This is a genomic window from Streptomyces antarcticus (assembly GCF_026627255.1).
Classification (GTDB): Bacteria; Actinomycetota; Actinomycetes; order Streptomycetales; family Streptomycetaceae; genus Streptomyces; species Streptomyces antarcticus.
Genome location: NZ_JAPNLM010000023.1, coordinates 103,390 through 127,605 on the forward strand (window position 1 = coordinate 103,390; position 24,216 = coordinate 127,605).

The window sequence follows — 24,216 nt, forward strand, 5'->3', positions numbered from 1 at the left end:
TCTAGCCGTCGAGGTCATAAGGCTCGGGTGTGGTCCAGCGCTCAAACGGGCGGTCCATCCGATACCGGCCGTCCGGACCGGGCAGGAGCATCCTGAATTCGCCGTTCCCCGGATTGGACAGGGCCTCGAACTCGGCCACCGACCAGTGGAACCAGCGCATGCAGAACAGCCGCATCGTCAGCCCGTGCGTCACCAGCAGTACGTTCTGCGGGTGGTCGGGCGCCTCGAAGCTGCGGTAGAGGCTCTCCAGGAAGGAGCCGACCCGGTCGTAGACGTCGGCCCCCGACTCGCCCTGTGCGAAACGGTAGAAGAAGTGTCCGTACGCGTCCCGGTACGCCTTCTGCAGCCGTACGTCGTCCCGGTCCTGCCAGTTGCCCCAGTCCTGCTCGCGCAGCCTCGGCTCCTCGCGCATCCGCACGCGCGCCGGGTCCAGCCCCAGTTCCCGGAAGGTCTGCAGGGTCCGGCGGTAGGGGGAGACGTACGCGCTGATCGTCTCGTCGCCGAACAGCTCCCGCAGGCGTTCGCCCGCCTCCGCCGCCTGCTCCCGCCCGTTCCGGGTCAGTCGCAGGGAGTGATCGGGCTCCCTCTCGTACACCGAGTCGTCGGCGTTCCCTTCCGATTCCCCGTGCCGGACAAGGACGATGCGCCGTGGTCGAACCATCCCACGACCCTATTCGGCCACTGGCGGGCCGAGCCGTCGGGCACGCCGAACAGGGCGGCGATTGTCCTACGGTCATACCGTCCAGGAGGGTTCGAGGTCGACGACGTCCCCGGTCAGGGCCTCCACGTCGGCCTGGATCTGGGCGCGCAGGGAGAGCCGCTCGACCCGCTCCTGCCGGTACTTGCCGTGTTCGCCGGCCGCGTGCCACATCGACAGCACGAGGAACTCGCGGCCCGGGGCCTCGCCGAACAGGCCTCGGACCATTCCCGGCGAGCCCGCCATGGCCGGATTCCACACCTTCTCCTGCATGAGCGCGAAGTGATCGACCCGGCCCTCCCGGACCCGGGTGTGGGCGACCCGCACGACGTCGGCGTCGGTGAACCGCGGCTCGAAGCCGGTCTTCACGTCGAAGCGGTGGTCGAAGAGCGTCGCCCGCAGGTCGGTGTAGGTGCCGTTCTGGGCCGCCGCCAGCCGGTCGTGCGCCCGTGCCATGAAGGAGTCGTAGAAGGAACGGCTCTCCCAGAACGTGAAGACGTGCGCGACCCCCTGCCGGCCCCGGCTCCAGCCGCCGCCCTGTCCCCGGAAACCCGGTTCTCCCGGCAGCCCCGCCCATTTGCGCTGCCCGCGCTCGAACCCGCGTCGGTCCGTCACCGTGCAGCGAATCCACTTGACCAGCACGGCGCCATCGTACGGTCCCGGCACGGCCCGGGTCAGTCCCCGGCGCCGTGGATCGCCACCAGTTCCGCGGTCTCCCGTTCGGGCAGCCGAAGGCCGAACTCCCGGTCGAGCACGGCGGCTAGCTCGTCCGGGCCGACGCTCCGCTCCTCGGTCCGCCCGTCGGGGTACAGGGACGTGAGCCGGCGCCCGACCAGCGCCCGCCGCACGTGCCCGCCCGGCTGCTGGACGACGACCCGCCCGACGAAGGAGGACGCGGGGTGGGACGAGCTGTAGTGGCTCAGCACGACGTAGTCGACGGGGTGGTAGGGCTGCGGGGAGAACGCGTACAGGTCGCGCCAGGCCCCCGCGCGCAGCGCGCACAGGACGAGGACGCCTCCCGTCTCCTCGCGCACACGGAAGCTCCATGCCCCCTGGCGCACCACGGCGCCGGTCCTCGCCAGCGGGACGGGCTCGGTGGGGCTCAGGTAGCCGAACCCCGCGTCGCACAGCCACGGTTCCCCGTCGACGGTGGCGACGAGGACGGCGTGCGTCACCGCGAGCAGGGAGTCACCGCGGGTGCGGGTGCGGGCACCGCGCCCGGATACCGCGAAGCCGATCCGCTCGAGGGCGGCGGCCAGCAGCGAGTTCTGCTCGTAGCAGTAGCCGCCGCGGCGGGCGTGCACGAGCTTGGCCTCGAGCGCCTTGACGTCCAGCCCGACGGGGCGGCCGAGCGCGACGTCCAGGTTCTCGAAGGTGATGGTGGCGGTGTGGGCCCGGTGCACTGCGTACAACGTCGGGAGGTCCGCCCGGAGTTCCCCGCCTCCCGGCCCGGCTTCGTACCCGATCCGTGCCAGGTACGCGTCCAGGTCCAGCTCTTCACCGTGCCACATGGTTCCCCCCCCCTCCCACCACCGCGAACATTCCGGGGCGCGCACGCCGCGCGGCCCCCCGCCATGATCGGGGCAGGGACGCCACCTGGCCAACGCCGCGATCACCCCCAGCGCACGACGAAGGGGACCGGCCTGCGGCCGGTCCCCTTCGTGAGCCGCTGGTCAGCTGCGCGTACGGGCTACGCCGGACATACGTCCGACGCGAGCGCGCCCGGGATCAGCTGCAGCCGCTGGTGGAGCCGCAGCCCTCGCAGATGTAGCAGGAGCCGGCACGCTGCATCTTCGTACCGCAGGAGAAGCAGAGCGGGGCGTCGGCGGAGACGCCGAGCTGCATCTCGACCAGTTCTGCGTTGCTGTGCGCCGTCTTCGGTGCCGGGATCGGCGCGACCGCGACCGGCTTCGGAACCGAGGGCACCGCGGCCAGCGGAGCGGACTGGGCCAGGGCCTCGGTGTCCAGCTGCTCCTCGAAGGCCTCGTACGAGCCGGTCTCCAGGTGCCGCTGACGCTCCTCGGCGGAGTGGATGCCCAGCGCCGAGCGGGTCTCGAAGGGCAGGAAGTCGAGCGCCACGCGGCGGAAGATGTAGTCGACGATCGACTGCGCCATCCGCACGTCGGGGTCGTCCGTCATACCGGCCGGCTCGAAGCGCATGTTCGTGAACTTCGAGACGTACGTCTCCAGCGGGACGCCGTACTGCAGACCGACCGAGACGGCGATCGAGAAGGCATCCATCATGCCCGCGAGGGTCGAGCCCTGCTTGGACATCTTCAGGAACACCTCGCCCAGACCGTCGTCCGGGTAGGAGTTCGCCGTCATGTAGCCCTCGGCGCCGCCGACCGTGAAGGAGGTGGTGATCCCCGGGCGGCCCTTCGGGAGGCGCTTGCGGACCGGGCGGTACTCGATGACCTTCTCGACCGCCGCGCGGATGGTCTCCTCGGCCTTCTCGGTGACCTCGGTCTTCTCCGCTTCCTTCTTCTTGGCGGAGAGGGGCTGGCCGACCTTGCAGTTGTCGCGGTAGATCGCGAGCGCCTTGACGCCCAGCTTCCACGCCTCGAAGTAGATCTCCTCGATCTCCTCGACGGTCGCCGTCTCCGGCATGTTGACCGTCTTCGAGATCGCGCCGGAGATCCAGGGCTGGATCGCGGCCATCATGCGGACGTGGCCCATCGCGGAGATGGAACGCTCGCCCATGGCGCAGTCGAACACCGAGTAGTGCTCGGGCTTCAGGTGCGGGGCGTCGACGACCACGCCGTGCTCGGCGATGTGGGAGACGATCGCCTCGATCTGCTCCTCCTGGTAGCCCATGCGGCGCAGGGCCTGCGGAACGGTGCCGTTCACGATCTGCATCGAGCCGCCGCCGACGAGCTTCTTGAACTTGACCAGGGCCAGGTCCGGCTCGACGCCGGTGGTGTCGCAGGACATCGCGAGGCCGATGGTGCCGGTCGGCGCGAGCACGGATGCCTGCGCGTTGCGGAAGCCGTTCTTCTCTCCGAGGCGCACGACGTCCTGCCAGGCCTCGGTGGCCGCGGCCCAGATGGTGTTGTCCAGGTCCTCGGTGCGCGGCGCGACGGCGTTGGCGTCGGCGTGCTGCTTCATGACGCGCTTGTGCGACTCGGCGTTGCGGGCGTAGCCGTCGTACGGGCCGACGATGGCGGCCAGCTCGGCGGAGCGCCGGTACGCGGTGCCGGTCATCAGCGAGGTGATCGAGGCGGCGAGGGTGCGGCCGCCGTCCGAGTCGTACGCGTGGCCGGTGGCCATCAGCAGGGCGCCGAGGTTGGCGTAGCCGATGCCCAGCTGGCGGAAGGCGCGGGTGTTCTCGCCGATCTTCTGCGTCGGGAAGTCCGCGAAGCAGATGGAGATGTCCATCGCGGTGATGACGAGCTCGACGACCTTGGCGAAGCGCTCGGCGTCGAAGGACTGGTTGCCCTTGCCGTCGTCGTTGAGGAACTTCATCAGGTTGAGCGAGGCGAGGTTGCAGGACGTGTTGTCCAGGTGCATGTACTCGCTGCACGGGTTGGACGCGGTGATGCGGCCGGACTCGGGGCAGGTGTGCCAGTTGTTGATCACGCCGTCGTACTGGATGCCCGGGTCGGCGCAGGCCCACGCGGCCTCGGCGAGCTGGCGGAAGAGCGCCTTGGCGTCGACCTTCTCGATGATCTCGCCGGTCATGCGGGCCCGCAGGCCGAATTCGGTGCCGTTCTCGACGGCCGTCATGAACTCGTCGTTCACGCGGACGGAGTTGTTGGCGTTCTGGTACTGGACGGACGTGATGTCGTCGCCGCCCAGGTCCATGTCGAAGCCCGCGTCGCGCAGGGCGCGGATCTTCTCCTCTTCCTTCACCTTGGTGGCGATGAAGTCCTCGACGTCCGGGTGGTCCACGTCCAGGACGACCATCTTGGCCGCGCGGCGGGTGGCGCCGCCCGACTTGATCGTTCCCGCGGACGCGTCGGCGCCGCGCATGAAGGAAACCGGGCCGGAGGCGTTGCCGCCGGAGGAGAGGAGCTCCTTGGAGGAGCGGATGCGGGAGAGGTTCAGGCCGGCGCCGGAGCCGCCCTTGAAGATCATGCCCTCTTCCTTGTACCAGTCGAGGATCGACTCCATGGAGTCGTCGACGGCCAGGATGAAGCAGGCGGAGACCTGCTGCGGCTGGGGGGTGCCGACGTTGAACCAGACCGGCGAGTTGAAGCTGAAGATCTGGTGCAGGAGGGCGTAGGTGAGCTCGTGCTCGAAGATCTCCACGTCGGCGGGCGAGGAGAAGTAGTCGAAGTCCTCGCCGGCCTTCGTGTACGTCTTCACGATCCGGTCGATGAGCTGCTTCAGCCCGGTCTCGCGCTGCGCGGAGCCGACCGCGCCGCGGAAGTACTTGCTGGTGACGATGTTGACCGCGTTCACCGACCAGAAGTCGGGGAACTCGACGCCACGCTGCTCGAAGTTGATCGAGCCGTCGCGCCAGTTGGTCATGACGACGTCACGGCGCTCCCAGCTCACCTCGTCGTACGGGTGTACGCCGGGGGTGGTGTGGATGCGCTCGATCCGCAGGCCGCCCTTGGCAGCCTTGGTTCCCTTGGCGCGGGAACCACGTGCCGAGCTGCTCGCCGTCTCTGTCATGCCAGGCCTCCCATATGAGGGCAAAAACGCCCTAAAGTGCGCGCGTTATTCCGCGGCACGGTGCTGTGTCTTGTATCTACGTGTCTTCGCCGGGCCGACCGGCCGCACCTCGGGGCGAAAGGCTCCCCGGCGCGGGCCGTCCGGTCAGTCGGCGGCGGGGGCGGGCACGGGGACCGGGGCGGTCCCACCGGGCTCGCACTCGCCGGGGTGAGGCCGGTGCACGCGGAGTTCCGCGATGGCGGTCTCGAAGTCTTCGAGCGTGTCGAACGCCTTGTAGACGGACGCGAACCGGAGGTAGGCGACCAGGTCGAGTTCCTGCAACGGGCCGAGTATGGCCAGACCCACGTCGTGGGTGGTCAGCTCGGCGCTCCCGGTGGCGCGCAGCGCCTCCTCGACCCGCTGGCCGAGCTTGGCGAGGGCGTCCTCGGTGACCGGCCGCCCCTGGCACGCTTTGCGCACGCCGGAGATGACCTTGGTACGACTGAAGGGCTCGGTCACCCCGCTGCGCTTGATCACCATCAGTGAGGCCGTCTCCACCGTCGTGAAACGACGGGAGCAGTCGGGGCACTGACGGCGTCGGCGGATCGACGTGCCGTCGTCCGTGGTGCGACTGTCGACGACGCGGCTGTCGGGGTGCCTGCAGAAGGGGCAGTGCATGGTTCCCTCACCCTCCTTCTCGGCACGGCGGAATCACCCCACGGGGCCCCTCAACGGCAGAGACGGGGCTCTTCCGGGGGCCCGTGAAGCAGCCACCAGCATATGCGATGTCGGGACCCGCGGGAGACCGGGGACCACAACCTCTGGGCGGCAGCGCTCATCCAACCACTAGATCTTGGGTTGTGGTGGATTTTCACGGCTCCGCGTGTCGCAACGCCCGAAGGGCGGACACGCGGCTTTCCGCTGCCACACTGGGCCCGGCCCGACCGAGGGCGAGCCGACCCGGAAGGGTACCGTAGGCGGCGGACGTCAGGCCGAACCCACGTTCGGCAAACCGATCGCCTATACACCTCTACATATAGCCACGCCGGGCAATCTGCGTTTTTTCACTCGAACGTGTGTTTGGCGCAACCTTTCGAAAGCAACTACCGTTGTCCAGCTAGGGAGAACATTTCGAGAGGGGCCGACGTGACCACCACCGCAGACAGTGCCACCATCACTGCCCAGAACCGCTCCCAGAGCCGACTTGAGCCGGTGCATGCCATGAATGACGCAAACCTGAACCCGGAGGCGGAGCCCGTACGCCCCGCACGCTCGCTGCCAGGTCGACCTCCAGGCATCCGCGCCGACAGCTCCGGACTCACGGACCGGCAGCGGAGGGTCATCGAAGTCATCCGTGACTCGGTGCAGCGCCGCGGCTACCCGCCGTCGATGCGTGAGATCGGCCAGGCGGTCGGCCTCTCCAGCACCTCGTCGGTCGCCCACCAGCTGATGGCCCTGGAGCGCAAGGGCTTCCTCCGCCGCGACCCGCACCGCCCCAGGGCCTACGAGGTGCGCGGCTCGGACCAGCCGAGCTCGCAGCCCACCGACACCACCGGCAAGCCCGCCGCTTCGTACGTACCCCTGGTCGGCAGGATCGCGGCCGGCGGCCCGATCCTCGCAGAGGAGTCGGTGGAGGACGTCTTCCCGCTCCCCCGCCAGCTGGTCGGCGACGGCGAGCTCTTCCTCCTCAAGGTCGTCGGCGACTCGATGATCGAGGCCGCCATCTGTGACGGCGACTGGGTCACGATCCGTCGCCAGCCGGTCGCGGAGAACGGTGACATCGTGGCCGCCATGCTGGACGGCGAGGCCACGGTCAAGCGTTTCAAGCGCGAGGACGGACACGTGTGGCTCCTGCCGCACAATGCCGCGTACCAGCCGATTCCCGGCGACGAGGCGACCGTCCTCGGCAAGGTGGTCGCCGTACTGCGTCGGATCTGATTCCGCCGCCTCCATCCAGCCCTGGGACTCACTGCGCCGGTCCCAGGGCTGCTTTGCGTCCGGAGGGCCGCTCTGCGTCCGGAGGGCTACTTTCCGTCCGCTTGGGCGGACGCGTCGATGGCCGCGAGGGACCGGCGGACCTGGTTGCGGTCCGTGGTGTACCAGAAGTCCGGCAGGGTCGCCCGGAGGAAGCTTCCGTACCGGGCCGTCGCCAGCCGGGGGTCCAGCACCGCGACGACGCCCCGGTCGCCGGTGGCCCGTACGAGCCGGCCCGCGCCCTGGGCCATCAGCAGGGCCGCGTGCGTGGCGGCGACGGCCATGAAGCCGTTCCCGCCGTGTTCCTCGACCGACTTCTGCCGGGCGCTCATCAGCGGGTCGTCGGGGCGCGGGAACGGGATCCGGTCCATGATCACGAGCTGGCAGCTGGGGCCGGGCACGTCCACTCCCTGCCAGAGCGACAGGGTCCCGAACAGGCAGGTCTTCGCGTCGGCCGCGAACGCCTTGATCAACTCGCCGAGGGTCTCCTCGCCCTGGAGCAGGATCGGGTTGTCGATGCGGCCGCGCAGCTCCTCGGCCGCCGCCTTGGCTCCGCGCATGGAGGAGAAGAGCCCGAGCGTACGGCCGCCGGCCGCCTCGATCAGCTCCGCCAGCTCGTCGATCATGTCTCCCCGGGTCCCCTCGCGGCCCGGTGTGGCCAGGTGCTTGGCGACGTAGAGGATGCCCTGCTTCGGGTAGTCGAAGGGCGAGCCGACGTCCAGGCCCTTCCACAGCGGCACGTCCTCGCCCTCGACCCCCTCGGGAGACAGCCCCAGCGAGGCCGCGACCCCGTTGAAATCGCCGCCGAGCTTGAGGGTCGCCGAGGTCAGGACCACGGAGCGGTCCTCGAACAGCTTCTCGCGCAGCAGGCCGGACACCGAGAGCGGCGCGACGCGGAGGGAGGCGCCGAACCGGTCGTGCCGCTCGTACCAGACGACGTCGTACTCGGAACCGTTGCTGATCCGCTCCGCCACGCTGTGGACGCTCTCGACCGCGGCCAGGGCTTGCTTGCGCACCGCGTCCTCGTCGTGGACGGACTTGTCGCGGGTGGATCCGATCGCGGAGATCACGCTGCGGGCGGCGTCACGCAATGCCATCAGCGCGTAGCCGAGGTCCTCGGGGACCTCCTCCAGCCGGCCCGGGAGCGCCAGCTCCATGACCCGCTCGAAGGACTCGGAAGCCGTCTGGAAGGAGTCCGCGGTCTTCTCGTCGACCAGCTTGGCCGCGCGCTTCACGGCCCGGTTGACCTGGCCCGGGGTCAGCTCGCCGGTGGCGACGCCGGTGACCCGGGAGACCAGCTCGTGGGCCTCGTCCACGATCAGCACCTCGTGCTGCGGCAGCACCGGGGCGCCCTCGATGGCGTCGATGGCGAGCAGGGCGTGGTTGGTGACGACCACGTCCGCCAGTTTGGCCCGCTCTCGGGCGGCCTCGGCGAAGCACTCGGCGCCGTACGCGCACTTCGTCGCGCTCAGGCATTCGCGGGAGGACACGGAGATCTGCGCCCAGGCCTTGTCCGAGACGCCCGGGGTCAGGTCGTCGCGGTCGCCGGTCTCCGTCTCATCCGCCCAGTCGCGCAGGCGCAGCAGGTCCTTGCCGAGCTTGCTGGTGGGGGTGGCCGCCTCGAACTGGTCGAAAAGGCCCTCCTCCTCGTCCTGCGGCGCCCCCTCGTGCAGACGGTGCAGGCACAGGTAGTTGGAGCGGCCCTTGAGCATGGCGAACTGCGGGCGGCGGCGCAGCTGCGGATGCAGCGCCTCCACCGTCCGGGGCAGGTCGCGCTCGACGAGCTGGCGCTGGAGGGCGAGGGTGGCGGTGGCCACGACCACGCGCTCGCCGTGGGCGAGGGCCGGTACCAGGTAGCCGAGGGACTTTCCGGTGCCGGTGCCGGCCTGGATGAGCCGGTGCGAGCTGTCGTCGATCGCCGCGGCGACGGCTTCGGCCATGGCCACCTGGCCGGGGCGCTCCGTGCCGCCGACGGCGGAGACGGCGGCGTGCAGCAGGTCGGGGAGGAAGGGCTTCGTCATAGCACTGACAACCCTAAGGGGCGCCGCCGACAGCGGCCGCACCGATGAGGATTCACGGCTCGTGCAGGGGATTGGGCACGGAGCCGTGGACCACGGCGTGCGGGCGCTCGGAGCGGTCGCGGTAGCCGTCCTCGTAGAGCCGGTTCCGATTGAGGCAGAGGCGGCCGATGCGCTCGCCGAGCAGGTCAAAGAGCTCGTAGCGGTCCTTGAGGTCGGGGAACCGGGACTGGTAGCGCAGGATCTCCGCCCGTACGAGGGACCAGAACGCGTGTTCCGGAACGTCCAGCTGGTCGTCGCAGAGCGTAGCGAGGTAGCGGAAGACGCCGATGAAGAGCCCGGAGTGGATGAACTGGGGCAGGAAGTCAGCGGGCTCGGTGAGCAGGACCGCCCGGACCCCGTCGGGCAGCGAGTCCAGCTCGGGGAGCGGTTCGGCGGTGATGTTGACGTCGTCCACGAAGTCCTTGACCGCGAGGCGGACGGGGACGTCGTGCTCGTCGAAGACCACGATGGCGTTCTCGCCGTGCGGGGAGAAGACGGTGCCGTAGCGGTACAGGAAGTGGAGCAGCGGGGGCAGCAGGGCGTCGAAGAGCCGCTGGAGCCAGACGTCCGGGGCCAGCCCGGACCGGGCTACGAGTTCGGCGGTGAAGGACCGGCCGCGCGGGTCGGTGTGGAGGAGCGAGGCGAGCGTGCGGGCGCGCTGGCCCGGCGCGAGGAGGCCGGTCAGGGGCTGGCGCCAGATCGCTCCGAGGAGCTCCTTGTACTGGTAGGGGGCCTCGGGGAGCTGCTCGTACACCGGGTGGCGGACGGTGACCGAGGCGACCTCGCCGAGCAGGATCACCCGGCACTCGTCGCGGAGGAAGGGGTCGGCGTCGCGCAGCGAGTGGATCCAGGCGGTGACGGCGGGGGCGGCGAGGGCCAGCTCGGTGGGCAGGCCCCGCCAGACCATGGTGTTGAAGACGGACAGCGGGAGCTTGACGCTGTGACGGTCGGGGCGGGTGAGGTTGAGGAAGGTGCGGATCGACTGCTGGGGCAGGCGGACGTCCGGGTCGGCGGGCAGTGGGACGAGGGCCCCGGAGGCGAGGGCGGGGGCGAAGAGGGGGAGGACGACCTCGTCCCACTGCCAGGGGTGGAGGGGGAGGTAGAGGTACTGGAGGGGATCGAGGCCGCGGTCGCGCAGGGTCTGGTCGAAGGCGGCGCGGGTGGCGGGATCCAGTTCGGCCGCGTAGAGGCGGGCGGGTTCTTCGAGTCCGGCGGTGCCCCGGTAGGCGGCGAGGGAGGTGTGGGCGGCGAGCCAGGGCAGGCGCTGCCGGGTGCGCGCCTCGGGGGCCCAGGCGGTGGTGTCGGAGGCGGAGAGGCCGATCCGGCCCTTGTTGAGGACGAGCCAGGGATGACCGGTCTGGTGGCCTTCGAGGGCGGCGTAGTCGAGGTCGGCGAGGGCTCCGGCGTCAAGGGCGGTGTGCGCGATCCGCGCGTCGGCGGAGAGGGTGGCGCTGAGCTCGCGGACGAGGTGGCCGAGGGTGGGCCCGTCGAGGCGGAGGAGGACCCGGGCGCGGATCAGGAAGGCGTACGGGTCCCCGAAGGCGGTCGGGGGCTGCTCGGAGGGCGGGGGCGGGGCGAGGCTGATGGTGTCCGGGTCGACCTGCCAGCTGCCGTACGCGCGACGGCGGGCCCGGAAGGCGAGGGTGCTGCCGTCGTCGAGGGTCAGGGTCCAAGCAGCGCCGGCGGCGGGGACCGGGACCGCGACGGGACTCGGGACCGGGGCGGGGACCGGGGTGACGATGTCCTCGTAGGCGAACTCGGCGAGCATCTTGGCCAGCAGCCGCCGGGCGGCGGCGTCCCAGGTCGCGCGGGTGAGCTCAGGAGGTGTGCGGGGGTCCTGGGGAGACGGCGGCACGGAGGATTCCGCGGAGTCGGGGGCTGCGGGGAAATTCGGCACGGGACTCCTCGAAGATCGGGAACTTTGCTGCGTCGCGCAGAGTTTTCGAAGGGAGAGGTGTGAGCGAGCGGTGAGGGCCACCGGGAGACGCGGGGCGGCATTCAGAGGAGATTGCGCAGCGCCCGCTCCCGGATCATCAAAGCGGCCCGCTTCTCGGGCAGGTCGACTTCCGCGGTATAGCGGAAGCCGGAGTTCAGGAAGGCTGTTACGGAGGGGGTGTTGCGGATGTCCGGTTCGGCGATGACACGCGTGCAGCGGGGGCGGTTGTCCAGCACGAGGTCGGCGACGGCGCGCAGCAGGGTGGTGCCCAGACCGCGGCCGCGGTTCGTGCCGTCTCCGATGAGCAGGTGGATACCCGTGTCGTGGGGGCGCGCCGGGTAGTGCCGGGCGAGCGCGTCGAGGTCGGCCCGGTAGATCTCCCAGTAGCTCATCGGCGTGCCGTCGAGAAGGCCGAGGCAGGGGATGCTGCTGCTGTCCCCGTCAAGTTGGGGCCGCAGGTGGGCGGCGGTGACGTCGGCGGGGCCGGCCAGCTCCCAGTAGGCGTTGACCTGGGGGTCGTTCATCCAGCGGGTGAGGAGTTCCAGGTCCCGGGCCGGGCGTACGGGTTCGAGGCGGAAGGCTCCGGCCGGGGTGGCGGCGCTGCCCCAGGCCGCCGGGGAGTCGAGGAGGTCCGCCTCGGCGAGCAGGGGCAGCAGCCGGGCGGTGAGCCGCTGTGCGCCGGTGCGGCCGATTCCATGGGTGGTCGCCGTGTCCGCGGGATGCGCGGGGGTGTCGGTGGAGGGCATCGGGGGCTCTTCTCCGCGTCGGTGGTGACGCGTCAATCGTGAAGGGGGTTGGCGATGGTGACGTAGACGGACTGGGTGTCGACGGGGCCGACGAGTTCGTCGAGGCCGCCCAGGCGGGTGAGCAGATTCGCCTTGCACCGGAGGGTGGGTGAGTCGAGCAGCCGTGTGGGGAGCGGGCCGAGGTCTGCGGCCTTGCCGAGGAAGCGGCGGAAGGCGGCGAGGAGTACGCGTTCGTCGGCGAGCTGCTGGGATCCGAAGGCGCCGATGAGCCCGAGCACGTTGTTGATGCCGAGGTAGTAGGCGAAGCGTTCGTCGGTGACGGCGTCGGAGACGAAGGTGTCGCTGGCGCCGCCGATGCCGGGCAGCCGGCGCTCCAGTTCCGCGCGGCGGGATGCGCGGAAGTAGTAGCCCTGATTGTCCCGGTAGCGGCCACCGATGGGCCACCCGGCCGGGTCGAGGAGGACCAGGGTGTTCTGCTGGTGCGCTTCGAGGGCGATCCCTGCGAGGGCGTCGAAGGCGAGGACCGGCAGGACCACGTGGTCGAGGTAACGCAGGAACCACTCGGCGGCGACCGCGGACGTGGTGTGTCCGGTGCTGACGGCGAGGCCGCGCACGATGTCGGCGAGCCGGGAGCGCATGCCGGGCCGCTCCGGCCCTGGGCGGGGGGAGGTGAGTGCGGCGACACAGACCGCGTCGTCGCCGGAACGGAAGGGGTTGTGGCGCAACAGGGCGTCGAGTCCGGGAACGGGTGTGCCGTCCGGGGCGTCGACGGCGACCCAGGCGGGGTCCCGCACGATGTCGAATCCGGGGTGGGCCGCCTGCCACTGCTCGGCGAGGCCGGTGCGGAGGAGCCGGTGCACCTCGACGCCGCGGTGGAGTTCCTTGCGGAGGTTCTCGCGGCGGGAGTTGGTGATGCGCAGGCCGAGGGAGAGCTTGAGCATCGCCGGAGCGCCGGGGCGGTGGACCGTGCGGATCGAGGAGGTGGGGTACCAGGGGGCACCGTAAGGGCCCAGATCGTGCAGGAGTTCCGCGTCGAGCAGTGCGGCGACGGCGGGGCGCTGGAGGAGTTCGCGGGCCTGCCAGGGGTGCAGGGGAAGGGGGGTGGCGTCGTCGGGGAGCGGGATACCGGGCGCGAGCCGGCCGAGGAGCCGGGCGGCCGATACCGGGCGGCCGCTCTCGGTCCAGGCGGAGTCGGTGACGAGGGCGGACGGAGCCACCGCGAACCAGTGGAGGGGGAAGGAGCCGTGGAGTTCGGGTGAGTAGCGGCGTACCTCGGATTCGGAGAGTCCTTCGCGGCTCTTCGGGTCCGGCTGGAGGGGATGACCGAGGAGGAGGGACTGTTCGGCGGTGAGGAAGCGGTCCTCTCCGACAGGGGCGGGAGCGGCGGGATGTTCCCTGCGGTCGGCGATGAACTCGGCGGTGCGGCGCACCGAGTCGGCGACCCGGCCGACGAGGTCGGCGCTGCCGGTACGCGTGCCGGGCACAGCGGCGCCGGTTCCGCCGGCGGGGGTTCCACTGGGGGCGGTTCCCGTGCCGGTTCCGCCGGCGGGCTTCCCCGTGCCGGCTCCGCCGGCGGGGGTTCCCGTGCCGGTTCCGCCGGCGGGGGTTCCCGTGCCGGTTCCGCCGGCGGGCTTCCCCGTGCCGGCTCCGCCGGCGGGGGTTCCCGTGCCGGTTCCGCCGGCGGGGGTTCCCGTGCCGGTTCCGCCGGCGGGGGTTCCCGTGCCGGTGGCGCCGGCGGGGGTTCCCGTGCCGGTGGCGCCCTCGCGGGCGATGAGCGCGGCCAGGGTGACGGCGTCCACGGCCGGGGCGTCGGCGGGAGCCCCTTCGAGCCGGGCCTCGGCGAAGCGGTGCCAGCCGGCCGGCGACCAGTGCCGAACGGCGACGAGCAGGGCCGTACCGGATGCGGGGAGGGAGACGCGCAGGGGGGTGCCGACCGCGCCGTCGGGCCGGTCGATACCGGCTTCGCGGACCCAGCACCTGAGGAGGTTCTCCACGGCCGCCGTATCGGCGGCGACGGCCGGGTCGGGGTGGTCCAGCGGGTCGGCCCACATGGCCCGCTCCGCTCCGGCGAGTCCCGTCCAGGCGGCCCGCTGTCTGGGAGTGCCGTCCTTCTGACGCGGCACGGTGACCTGACCGCCGGCGGCCGGGTCAGCGGAGTCGTCGACCCGCCGAGCCGTCGCGTCCGCCTGCCCGGGCGCCCGCCGGGCCGCCGGATCCGTCGCTTCGGCGGTCTGCCGGATGGTCGGGGCGGCCGTGCCGGGGGTCGGCCCCTCCTGCCCGGTGAGCCGGGGCTCGACCGCCGCAGTACCGGGCCCGGTACCGGAGTCCACGGCAGGGGAGTCCACGGCAGGGGAGTCCACGGCACCGGAGTCCGCGGCACCGGAGTCCGCGGCGCCGGACGCCTGGGAGCCGGACGACTGCCGGGCCAGCGGATCGGCCGTGGCGGGCGGCTGCGCCGTCTGCCCGGTCTCGGGATCCTCCCCCGCACGGCCGGGCGCCTGCCGGGCCAACTGACCCTCTCTGCCGGGAATCTGCCCTGCCTGCCTGCTGGGCTGGAGCTTCGCCGTCGCGTCACCGGCTCGTTGATCCACAGCACCGGACAGCTGTAGGGAGGCCGGGGCAGGGGCATCAGGTGCCTGGAGGTCAGGCCGGGGCCCGGGCGCGGCACCAGCGGCGACGCGTCCGGACTGCGCCGCTTGAGGCACCTGTCGGGTGGGCGGGGTGGAGGGACCCGGCGCCTGGACCCCGGGCCGGGGCGGGGAGGCGGTACCGCCCGGTGTAGGGCCTGAGTTCACGGGGGCGGACGGCTGCCACGTGGACAGGGTGGGGGCTTCCCTCGTGCTCGCCGAGCCGGGCCGGGCGGGGGGAACCTGGAGCGGCGGGTACTCCGAAGCGACCCAGGAGAGTCCCGGACCGGGGGCGGTCGGCGGTAGTTGTGGAGTGCTCGTGACCTGGCTGAGCTCGCCGCTCTCCGGCGTGTTGAGCCTGTCCGGGTACGGGACGAGCAGGTCCGCGGCCGGCTTCGGGGGCGGGGTCGGGGGCGACGTCCAGGTCAAGGCCGCCTCCTCTGCCGGGGCCGCCGGCGCGGGCGCGACCGGTTGCCGTACCGCTGCCGTCCGGGTGGACCAGCCCGACTGCCCTGCGGCCGCCAGCGAAGTCGGCGCAGCCTCCGGGAGATCCGGCGCCACCTTCGGATGCACCGGAACCGTCGGGGTCCCGGAAGCTGTGGGCGTGGGCCGTCCCGGCGGAGTCGCCGCCGGGGATGCCGGCGCCGCTGTGGCCGCCGGAGGAGTCGGCTGCCCCGCGGGGGTGGGCGGGGTCGGCCGCCCCGCCGCGACCCCCGGTACGACCGAAGTCGCCGCAGCGGCCGGTGCCGGCGGGGGCGCCGCGTCCGCCGGAACCGCAAGGTCCGCCGGGGCCACGGGTACGGCCGATGCCCCCGAAGCCGACGGCACCGCCGGGCCCGCGGGCGCCGCCGGCGGTCCCTGCGACGCGGCCGCCTTCGCCGGGGCAGCAGTGGCAGCCGATGCCGCCGGGGTCACCGGGACCGCCGGGACTGCCGACCCCGCCCGGGTCACCGGGACCGCCGACGCTACCGACCCCGCCGGGTTCGGCCATGCCCTCCCGGGCGGTGGCGTCGACCCGGGGGGTACCGGCGGGGGGACCTCGGCCCGGTCGGCGGGCTGCACGTAGGCGGGCGCCACCGGGGGCACGGCCGCCGCCGGAAGCAGGGCCGGGGGCGAGGGCGCCGCCGCCGGAGGGACGGTCACCACCGTGGGCACCGCCGCCGCCGGGAGCAGAGGCGACGCCGCCGGGAGCAGGGGCGGGGTCGGGGGCTGGTGGGGGTCGGGCATCGCGGGTCCTCCGGGTGCGGTCAGCGGGGCCGGCGGGCGGCGGCCGGGATGGCGTCGGCCAGGCGGTCGAGGACCGCCGAGGCCTGCTCGTCGGTCAGGGTCAGCGGGGGCAGCAGCCGGACGACGGCGGAGTGGCGGCCGCCGAGTTCGACGATCAGCCCCCGGTCCAGGCACTCCTGGCGGACGGCCACGGCGAGTTCGGGCGCCGCCGCCCCCGTGTCGGGGTCGACGAGTTCGACGCCGATCATCAGGCCGCGGCCCCGGACCTCCCCGACGCAGGGCTGGGCCGAGGCCAGCCCGCGCAGGGCCGACGTCATCCGCTCCCCGAGGACCGCCGCGCGCTCGGCCAGGCGGTTCTCGCGTACGTAGGCGAGGGTGGCCGTACCGGCGGCCATGGCCAGCTGGTTGCCGCGGAAGGTGCCGGCGTGGGCGCCGGGCGGCCACACGTCCAGGTCGCTCCGGTAGACCACGACGGCCAGCGGGAGGCTGCCGCCGATGGCCTTGGACAGGACCATCACGTCGGGCACGACCCCGGCGTGGTCGACGCCCCAGAAGGCGCCGGTGCGGCCGACACCCGTCTGCACCTCGTCGGCGATCAGCGGGATCCCCCGGGCCGCGGTGATCTCCCGCATCCGGCGCAGCCACGCGTCGGGGGCCGGGAGGACGCCGCCCTCGCCCTGGACGGGCTCCACGATCATCCCGGCGGGGGAGGGCACGCCGCCCTTGGGGTCGTCGAGCAGGTTCTCCGTCCAGCGGGCGCCGAGTTCGGCCCCCTCGGGGCCGCCGACGCCGAACGGGCAGCGGAGGTCCTGCGGGTACGGCAGGCGCGTCACCCGTACGTCCGGTGCGCCGCCCGAGGCGCCCAGGGCCCCGGCGGTCATGCCGTGGTAGGCCCCGGTGAACGCGAGCAGCCCGTGGCGCCCGGTCGCGGCGCGGACCAGTTTGAGGGCGGCCTCCACGGCGTCCGTCCCGGCGGGCCCGCAGAACTGGATGCGGGCGTCGGCGGCCAGTGCCGGCGGGAGGTTGGCGAACAGCTCGGTGGTGAAGGCGTCCTTGACCGGGGTCGCGAGGTCGAGCACGTGCAGCGGCGCGCCCGAGTCCAGGACGCCCTGGATGGCTTCGAGCACCACCGGGTGGTTGTGCCCGAGGGCCAGCGTGCCCGCGCCGGAGAGGCAGTCGAGGTAACGGCGCCCGTCGGCGCCCTCGATGGTCAGCCCGCGGGCACGCACCGGGACGATGGGCAGGGAGCGCGCGTACGTCCGGGCCGCGGACTCCCGCTGCGCCTGCCGGCGCAGGATGCCCTCACCGGCGGCGGTCGCACCGCACCCGTACGGGCTTCCCGAACCGGTCGGCGCACCCGCCGGAACACCGGTCGGCGCACCCGCCGGGACACCGGTCAGCACGTCCGGCGCGGGCGCCCGGACGCCTTGCGCGGGTACCTGCGGGGGAAGTGGTGCGGCGGTCGCAGCCGCCGCAGGCTCGGTCAAAGCCACGAGTGTCGGTCCTCCCGCACGGATTGCTCTTCCGGATCGCGCCTCGAACATGAACGCTGCTCCCCCATCCCCCGTACGTACCAACGACGATGACGGCGGCGGATCACGGGTGGGCCCAAGATCCTTGCCCCGCACGGGCCGGGCACAGGGAACCGCGGCCCCGGGCTGTGTCGTCATGGGCGGCAGCGGCATAGTGGGGTGCGGTACTCCACGCCTCGAAGGAACTTCAGGGGGACGAAAAGACATGCGACCGAACCGACCGGTCACCGCGATACTGTGCGCGGCCGCGCTCGCGCTGACCGCCTCGGCCTGCGGCCCCGGCGACGCGGAGGCCGGCGGCGACGCCAAGCCGACCGTGGCGGCGAGCCTGCCGGGCACGGACGGGATCCAGATCCCGGACCAGCTCAAGGAGAAGCTCAAGGAACACGGCTTCGACCTGGAGAAGTGGAAGGGGGGCGCGTGGAAGGACTGGAAGCGGGAGGACTGGCTCCGCGAGGCGGGCGACTACGTCAACCCGATCATCGAGGGTCTGTGGGACCCGGACCGGATGCGTGACGCCGAACAGCCGCAGCGCCCCTCCGTCGACCCCGACGCGGGCAAGGACCAGGGCGTCACCGACCCGGCCCCGGCCGCGGTGGCCGCCAAGCCGGCGGTCGCGCCCTACCACAAGAGCGTTCCGGAGGCCGGCAAGGTCTTCTTCGACGGGCCCGAGGGCTCGATGGTCTGCTCGGCGACCGTGGTCAAGGACCCGGCGCGTCCCGGCAAGTCCAACATGGTCTGGACGGCGGGCCACTGCGTGCACGCGGGCAAGGCCGGCGGCTGGTACCGCAACATCGCCTTCGTCCCGTCCTACAACAACGCCGGCAAGCCGGCCGCGCAGCTCAAGGGCGCGCCGCGCGAGCAGGTGGCCCCGTACGGCGTCTGGTGGAGCGACTGGGCGCAGACCTCCGACCAGTGGATCGCGAACGGCGGTCCGACCGGTGGCGCGGGCGCCCCGTACGACTTCGCGGTGCTGCACGTGACTCCGGAGGCGGGCGGCGGCAAGTCCCTGGAGGAGACGGTCGGTTCGGCTCTGCCGGTGGAGTTCGGCGCCCCGGCCGTGCAGAAGGTCGCGGGCATCACCGCCACGGGCTATCCGGCGGCGGCTCCGTTCGACGGCCAGAAGGCGTTCCAGTGCGCGGACAAGCCGGGCCGTCTGTCGCTGAACGCGGCCGACCCGGTGATGTACCGCATCGGCTGCAACATGACCGGCGGTTCCTCGGGCGGCGGCTGGGTCGCGGTGGGTGCGGACGGCAAGCCGGCGCTGGTGTCGAACACCTCCATCGGCCCGGTCAAGGCGGGCTGGCTGGCCGGGCCCCGGCTGGGCCCGGAGGCGAAGGGCATCTTCAACGCGGTGAGCGGCAAGTTCAAGTAGCCGCCCCGCGCCCGTCGCCCTGAACGGCGGAGAACGGCTGAGGGCCCCCCGCAGTGCGGGGGGCCCTCAGCCGTTCTCACGTGCCGCGCGGCCGACGCGTCGTGCGGCGCCGGCCGGCGCGGCCGCTACTTCTTGGCGAGCGCGTAAGGCGCCAGCTCCGACGCCAGCTCCGGGTGGACCTGCGCCTTCAGCAGGGTGCCTTCCGGGGTGTGCTCCTCGGAGAGCACCTCGCCCTCGGCGTGCGCCTTGGCGATCAGCGAGCCGAGGGTGTACGGCACCAGGGCCTCCACCTCCACCTCGGGCCGCGGCAGCTCGGAGTCGATGAGCGCGAGGAGTTCCTCGATGCCCATGCCCGTGCGGGCCGAGACCGCGATGGAGTGCCGTTCGATCCGCAGCAGCCGCTGGAGGACGAGCGGGTCCGCCGCGTCCGCCTTGTTGATCACGACGATCTCGGGCACGTTCACCGCGCCGACCTCGCGGATCACCTCGCGCACCGCCGCCAGCTGCTCCTCCGGCGCCGGGTGCGAGCCGTCCACGATGTGCAGGATGAGGTCGGCGTCGCCGACCTCCTCCATCGTGGAGCGGAACGCCTCGACGAGGTGGTGCGGCAGGTGCCGGACGAAGCCGACCGTGTCGGCCAGGGTGTAGATCCGGCCGCTGGGCGTCTCGGCCCGGCGCACGGTCGGGTCGAGGGTGGCGAACAGCGCGTTCTCCACCAGCACGCCCGCGCCCGTGAGGCGGTTGAGCAGCGAGGACTTTCCGGCGTTGGTGTATCCGGCGATGGCGACCGACGGCACCTTGTTGCGGCGCCGCTCCTGCCGCTTGATGTCACGGCCGGTCTTCATCTCCGTGATCTCCCGGCGCATCTTCGCCATCTTCTCGCGGATCCGTCGCCGGTCGGTCTCGATCTTGGTCTCACCGGGGCCGCGGGTGGCCATGCCGCCACCGCCGCCGCCGCCCATCTGCCGGGACAGCGAGGCGCCCCAGCCGCGCAGGCGCGGAAGCATGTACTGCATCTGCGCGAGCGCGACCTGCGCCTTGCCCTCCCGGGACTTGGCGTGCTGGGCGAAGATGTCCAGGATGAGGGCGGTCCGGTCGACGACCTTCACCTTGACGACGTCCTCGAGGGCGATGAGCTGGCCGGGGCTGAGCTCGCCGTCACAGACGACGGTGTCGGCGCCGCTCTCCGTCACGATGTCGCGCAGCTCCCGCGCCTTGCCGGAGCCGATGAAGGTGGCCGGGTCGGGCTTGTCCCGGCGCTGGATCACGCCGTCCAGCACGACGGCGCCCGCGGTGTCGGCGAGGGCTGCGAGCTCCGCGAGGGAGTTGTCCGCGTCCGCCGCCGTACCGGACGTCCAGACACCGACGAGCACGACCCGCTCGAGGCGGAGCTTTCGGTACTCGACCTCGGTGACGTCTTCGAGTTCGGTGGAGAGGCCGGCCACGCGGCGCAGGGCCGCGCGCTCGGAGCGCTCGAACTGCTCGCCGTCCCGGTCCCCGTCGATCTCGTGGCTCCAGGCGACGTCCTCTTCCATCAGGGCGTCGGCCCGAAGGCTCTCGGTGAAGCTCGGCGAGTCCGGCACGTCCTGTGCGTCCCGCGCGTCCTGGGAAGGGGAGGAAGAGGAGGTCATTGGATCCTTACGTCGATTTCGTATGCGTCGGCCGCGGCCCGTGGAACGCGTGCCGTGTGTGCCGTCCGTTGTCTCGGCAGCTGTCACGGCACACTGTCACGTTCAACGTGTCACACCGCCGGGGGATTCCCCGCACGGCCCCGTCGATGGTGACATGCCCGCTCGCCGTCGGTCACACGCTTTTCGGGCTGCCCCATTCGGGGTGGCCGGGCATCGCGGGCGTCGTCTTCCCGTACAGCCACGGCTCCAGGAAGGGCCCGAGGTCCCGGCCCGCCTCGCGGGAGACCAGGCGTACGAAGTCCGCCGTGCCCGCGACGCCGTCCTTGTGCTCCGCCACCCAGCGCCGCTCGACCCGGTCGAAGGCCTGGGTGCCGATCTCCTGGCGCAGCGCGTACAGGATCAGCGCGGCGCCGTCGTAGACCACCGGCCGGAACAGCCCGATCTTCTCCCCGGGGGCGGCGGCCTTCGGGGCGGCCGGGGGGCCGCCGGCCGCCCGCCACTGGTCGGAGCGCTGGTACGCCTCGCGCATGCGCCGCTCCAGGGAGTACTTGCCGAGGCCGTCGGCGTACAGCGCCTCGTACCAGGTGGCGTGTCCCTCGTTGAGCCACAGGTCGGACCAGGTGCGCGGGCTCACGCTGTCCCCGAACCACTGGTGGGCCAGTTCGTGGACCATCACGGACTCGACGTACCACTCGGGGTAGCCCTCCCCGGAGAACAGGCTGTGCTCGAAGAGCGAGAGGGTCTGCGTCTCGAGCTCGAACCCGGTCGTGGCCCGGGCGATCAGCACGCCGTAGTTCTCGAAGGGGTAGCGGCCGACCCGCTCCTCCATCCACGCGACGTGGCCCGCGGTCTTCTTCAGCCACGGGTCCAGCCGCTCCCGGTCGGCGGCGGGCACCACGTCGCGCAGCGGCAGCCCGTGCGGTCCGGTGCCGTGGACGACGGCGGAGCGGCCGACGGACACCTGGGCCAGCTCGGTGGCCATCGGGTGCAGGGTCCGGTACGTCCAGGTCGTGGCGGATCCGGCCCGGCGGGCCGGGAGCGCCCCCGGGATCCCGTTGGCCACGGCCGTGAGCCCGTCCGGGGCGGTGATCCGGAAGGTGAAGAACGCCTTGTCGGCGGGGTGGTCGTTGCAGGGGAAGACCCGGTGGGCGGCGTCGGCCTGGTTGGCCATGGCCAGGCCGTCCTCGGTGGGCACCCAGCCGCCGTCGCCGCGTCCGCGCGGGTCGCTGGTGTGCCGGACGGTGATGTGCAGCGGCCCGCTGCCCGCCACCGGCCGCGCGGGGGTCAGTACGAGATCCTCCCCCGCGCTCTCGAACCGGGCCGGCTCCCCGTTGACCTCGACGGAGGCCACCTTCCCGTGGGTGAAGTCCAGGTTGATCCGCTCCATCGGCCGCAGGGCCCGGGCGTTGATCACGGTGACGGCGTCGAGGGGGGTGCGGTTGTCCTTGTACGTGAAGGACAGGTCGTACGAGAGCACGTCGTACCCGGGGTTCCCGAGCTCCGGGAACAGCCGGTCGCCGATGCCCAGCGGCGCCGGCGGGGGCAGCACGGCGGCGACGAGGGTGAGGGAGGCCGCGGCGAGCAGGGCGGCGCGCAGGCGTGGGGAGGTGAGCTGCATCCACCACCGCTTACCAGCGCCGGCCGCGCGGCCGCGAACGGCGCGCGCCAGGGCCACCCGAACGGGTCGGCCCGGCGGAGGAGGCCGTTACGCCCGGCTGACGTCGTAGACCCCCGGCACGTCCCGCATCGCCCGCATCAGCGCGGTCAGCCCCGTCGCGTCGGGCAGTTGCAGGGTGTACGTGTGGCGGACGCGCTGTTCGACCGGGGGTTCGACGGTGGCGGAGACGACCTCGACCCCCTCGCGGGCGATGGCCTCGGTCAGGTCGGCCAGCAGGTGCGGGCGGCCGAAGGATTCGGCGAGGAGCGTGACGCGGCAGTCCGCGGTGGCCCTCCAGTGCACGGCGACGGAGGTGCGCCCCACCGCGCGCATCCGCGCCACGGCGGCGCACTGCACGCGGTGCACGGTGACGGCGCCGCCCCGGACCACGAAGCCGGCGACCGCGTCGGGCGGCACCGGGGTGCAGCACCCGGCGAGGCGCACGGTGGCGTCGGGCAGGTCGGCGACGGCGTTGCCCCCGTCGCCGCGGGCGCCGACCACGGACAGCGGCGCGCGGGCGGCCGAGGTGGTGGCCATGGCCAGGTCGGGGTGGGCCTGGAGCCAGCTGCTGATGGCGATCCGGGCGGCGGGGGTCCGCGCGTGGTCGAGCCACTCGGCGGCGGGCCCGGAGGAGGCGTCGTGCGCGAGCAGCAGCTGCACGGTGTCCCCGTCGGAGAGGGGGGAGGAGAGCGAGGTGAGGCGCCCGTTGACCCGGGCGCCGATACAGCCGTGCGCCGCCTCGCCGTGCTGGGCGTAGGCGGCGTCGATACAGCTGGCCCCGGCGGGCAGGCCCAGGGTGCCGCCGTCGGCCCGGAACACGGTGATCTCCCGGTCCTGGGCGAGCTCGGCGCGAAGGACGCTCCAGAAGGTGTCGGGGTCGGGCGCGGACTCCTGCCAGTCGAGCAGGCGCGAGAGCCAGCCGGGCCGCGTCGGGTCCACCCGCTCCTCGTCGCAGTCGGCGGCGGCTTCCGGCGGGGTGCCGGTGGTGTACGGGTTGCCGAGCGCGACCACACCGGCCTCCGCGACGCGGTGCATCTGCCGGGTCCGGACGATGACCTCGGCGACGTACCCCTCGGGCGTGGCGACGGCGGTGTGCAGGGACTGGTAGAGGTTGAACTTCGGGGCGGCGATGAAGTCCTTGAACTCGGAGACGACCGGTGTGAAGCAGGTGTGCATCTCGCCCAGCACCGCGTAGCAGTCGGCGTTCTCGCCGACCTGGACGAGGATGCGGCCGAAGTCGGAGCCGCGCAGCTCGCCGCGCTTGAGGGCGATCCGGTGCACGGACACGAAGTGCCGCGGGCGGACCTGTACCTCGGCGGTGATGCCGGCGTCGCGCAGTACGGTCCGTACGGAGTCGGCGATGGCGGGCAGCGGGTCGCGCTCGCCGGCGTGGGCGGAGATGAGGGCGCGGGTGCGCTCGTACTCCTCGGGGTGCAGGATCGCGAAGACGAGGTCTTCCAGCTCGGTCTTCAGGGCCTGGACGCCGAGCCGTTCGGCGAGGGGGATGAGCACGTCGCGGGTGACCTTGGCGATGCGGGCCTGTTTTTCGGGGCGCATGACGCCCAGGGTCCGCATGTTGTGCAGCCGGTCGGCGAGTTTGATGGACATGACGCGGACGTCGTTGCCGGTGGCGACGAGCATCTTGCGGAAGGTCTCGGGTTCGGCGGCGGCGCCGTAGTCGATCTTCTCGACCTTGGTGACTCCGTCGACGATGAAGCGGACCTCGTCGCCGAACTCCTCGCCGACCTGATCGAGGGTCACGTCGGTGTCCTCGACGGTGTCGTGGAGGAGCGAGGCCGTCAACGTCGTTGTCTCGGCGCCCAGTTCGGCCAGGATCAGGGTGACGGCGAGCGGATGTGTGATGTACGGCTCACCGCTCTTGCGCATTTGACCGCGGTGCGAGGTCTCCGCGAGCAGGTAGGCGCGCCGCAATACGGACAGATCGGCGTCCGGATGGTGGGCGCGGTGCGCCTCGGCGACGTGCCCGATGGCGTCCGGGAGACGGTCCCGGGAGGTGGGGCCGAGCAGGGCCGCGCGCCCGAGCCGGCGCAGATCGAGCCTGGTCCGGCCGCGTCTGCGGAGCTCAGGGCGCACTTCGGGGTGTGCTTCGGGGTTCGTGGCCTCTGCACTCATGGGCACCTCCGGCGGCTTCGACCGG

Annotated in this window: 15 protein-coding genes; 2 read left to right on the plus strand and 13 right to left on the minus strand. The window is 72.4% G+C overall.

Features of this window, described 5'->3' with window-relative positions:
* Nucleotide 1: 1 nt before the first annotated feature.
* The 5 genes from OTB16_RS29065 to nrdR form a co-directional block, all read right to left on the minus strand.
* Entirely contained in the window at nucleotides 2–661 is a 660-nt protein-coding gene (locus OTB16_RS29065; RefSeq protein WP_267723845.1) for a histidine phosphatase family protein, read from the minus strand.
* A 72-nt stretch (nucleotides 662–733) separates the two neighbouring features.
* The gene (locus OTB16_RS29070; RefSeq protein ID WP_267723847.1) at nucleotides 734–1,339 is read right to left on the minus strand and encodes a YdbC family protein; all 606 of its coding nucleotides are present in this window, start codon (nucleotides 1,337–1,339) and stop codon (nucleotides 734–736) included.
* A 32-nt stretch (nucleotides 1,340–1,371) separates the two neighbouring features.
* On the minus strand, nucleotides 1,372–2,208 hold the full coding sequence (locus OTB16_RS29075) for an arylamine N-acetyltransferase family protein (RefSeq protein ID WP_267723849.1): 837 nt from the start codon (nucleotides 2,206–2,208) through the stop codon (nucleotides 1,372–1,374).
* Nucleotides 2,209–2,425: 217 nt separating this feature from the next.
* Nucleotides 2,426–5,314 (minus strand): vitamin B12-dependent ribonucleotide reductase, encoded by a 2,889-nt coding sequence (locus OTB16_RS29080; protein WP_267723850.1) that lies wholly within the window; start codon nucleotides 5,312–5,314, stop codon nucleotides 2,426–2,428.
* Nucleotides 5,315–5,458: 144 nt separating this feature from the next.
* Complete coding sequence (gene nrdR / locus OTB16_RS29085) at nucleotides 5,459–5,971, minus strand: transcriptional regulator NrdR (protein ID WP_267723852.1); 513 nt, start codon at nucleotides 5,969–5,971, stop codon at nucleotides 5,459–5,461.
* Between the two features lie 468 nt (nucleotides 5,972–6,439).
* On the opposite strand from nrdR, the gene lexA reads away from it, so the two are divergent.
* Entirely contained in the window at nucleotides 6,440–7,231 is a 792-nt protein-coding gene (gene lexA / locus OTB16_RS29090; RefSeq protein ID WP_267723854.1) for a transcriptional repressor LexA, read from the plus strand.
* An 86-nt stretch (nucleotides 7,232–7,317) separates the two neighbouring features.
* On the opposite strand, the gene OTB16_RS29095 is transcribed toward lexA, so the two are convergent.
* The 5 genes from OTB16_RS29095 to OTB16_RS29115 form a co-directional block, all read right to left on the minus strand.
* On the minus strand, nucleotides 7,318–9,288 hold the full coding sequence (locus OTB16_RS29095; protein ID WP_267723856.1) for an ATP-dependent DNA helicase: 1,971 nt from the start codon (nucleotides 9,286–9,288) through the stop codon (nucleotides 7,318–7,320).
* A gap of 52 nt (nucleotides 9,289–9,340) precedes the next feature.
* Entirely contained in the window at nucleotides 9,341–11,224 is a 1,884-nt protein-coding gene (locus tag OTB16_RS29100) for an IucA/IucC family protein (RefSeq protein WP_267723858.1), read from the minus strand.
* Between the two features lie 101 nt (nucleotides 11,225–11,325).
* Nucleotides 11,326–12,009, minus strand: a complete 684-nt coding sequence (locus OTB16_RS29105) for a GNAT family N-acetyltransferase (RefSeq protein WP_267723860.1) — start codon at nucleotides 12,007–12,009, stop codon at nucleotides 11,326–11,328.
* Nucleotides 12,010–12,041: 32 nt separating this feature from the next.
* Nucleotides 12,042–14,519, minus strand: coding sequence for an IucA/IucC family protein (locus OTB16_RS29110; protein WP_420717820.1), 2,478 nt, complete (start codon nucleotides 14,517–14,519; stop codon nucleotides 12,042–12,044).
* A gap of 1,364 nt (nucleotides 14,520–15,883) precedes the next feature.
* Nucleotides 15,884–17,407 carry a diaminobutyrate--2-oxoglutarate transaminase family protein gene (locus OTB16_RS29115; protein WP_420717821.1) on the minus strand — a complete coding sequence of 508 codons (1,524 nt, stop codon included), beginning with the start codon at nucleotides 17,405–17,407 and terminating at the stop codon, nucleotides 15,884–15,886.
* 193 nt (nucleotides 17,408–17,600) lie between these two features.
* On the opposite strand from OTB16_RS29115, the gene OTB16_RS29120 reads away from it, so the two are divergent.
* The gene (locus tag OTB16_RS29120) at nucleotides 17,601–18,770 is read left to right on the plus strand and encodes a trypsin-like serine peptidase (protein ID WP_267723862.1); all 1,170 of its coding nucleotides are present in this window, start codon (nucleotides 17,601–17,603) and stop codon (nucleotides 18,768–18,770) included.
* Nucleotides 18,771–18,895: 125 nt separating this feature from the next.
* On the opposite strand, the gene hflX is transcribed toward OTB16_RS29120, so the two are convergent.
* From hflX to OTB16_RS29135, 3 genes are all read right to left on the minus strand, one after another.
* A complete protein-coding gene (gene hflX, locus OTB16_RS29125) occupies nucleotides 18,896–20,401 on the minus strand; it encodes a GTPase HflX (protein ID WP_267723864.1) in 1,506 nt (501 codons plus the stop codon).
* 172 nt (nucleotides 20,402–20,573) lie between these two features.
* Nucleotides 20,574–22,019 (minus strand): M1 family metallopeptidase, encoded by a 1,446-nt coding sequence (locus OTB16_RS29130; protein WP_267723866.1) that lies wholly within the window; start codon nucleotides 22,017–22,019, stop codon nucleotides 20,574–20,576.
* A gap of 87 nt (nucleotides 22,020–22,106) precedes the next feature.
* Nucleotides 22,107–24,191: a RelA/SpoT family protein gene (locus tag OTB16_RS29135; protein ID WP_267723868.1), complete on the minus strand. Its 2,085-nt coding sequence runs from the start codon at nucleotides 24,189–24,191 to the stop codon at nucleotides 22,107–22,109.
* Between the last annotated feature and the right edge of the window lie 25 nt (nucleotides 24,192–24,216).

Coding starts and splice junctions, on each gene's coding strand:
- OTB16_RS29065 (WP_267723845.1), bottom strand. CDS start 661: ATGGTTCGACCACGGCGCATCGTCCTTGTCCGGCACGGGGAATCGGAA.
- OTB16_RS29075 (WP_267723849.1), bottom strand. CDS start 2,208: ATGTGGCACGGTGAAGAGCTGGACCTGGACGCGTACCTGGCACGGATC.
- OTB16_RS29080 (WP_267723850.1), bottom strand. CDS start 5,314: ATGACAGAGACGGCGAGCAGCTCGGCACGTGGTTCCCGCGCCAAGGGA.
- nrdR (WP_267723852.1), bottom strand. CDS start 5,971: ATGCACTGCCCCTTCTGCAGGCACCCCGACAGCCGCGTCGTCGACAGT.
- OTB16_RS29095 (WP_267723856.1), bottom strand. CDS start 9,288: ATGACGAAGCCCTTCCTCCCCGACCTGCTGCACGCCGCCGTCTCCGCC.
- OTB16_RS29105 (WP_267723860.1), bottom strand. CDS start 12,009: ATGCCCTCCACCGACACCCCCGCGCATCCCGCGGACACGGCGACCACC.
- OTB16_RS29115 (WP_420717821.1), bottom strand. CDS start 17,407: ATGTTCGAGGCGCGATCCGGAAGAGCAATCCGTGCGGGAGGACCGACA.
- OTB16_RS29120 (WP_267723862.1), top strand. CDS start 17,601: ATGCGACCGAACCGACCGGTCACCGCGATACTGTGCGCGGCCGCGCTC.
- hflX (WP_267723864.1), bottom strand. CDS start 20,401: ATGACCTCCTCTTCCTCCCCTTCCCAGGACGCGCGGGACGCACAGGAC.
- OTB16_RS29130 (WP_267723866.1), bottom strand. CDS start 22,019: ATGCAGCTCACCTCCCCACGCCTGCGCGCCGCCCTGCTCGCCGCGGCC.
- OTB16_RS29135 (WP_267723868.1), bottom strand. CDS start 24,191: ATGAGTGCAGAGGCCACGAACCCCGAAGCACACCCCGAAGTGCGCCCT.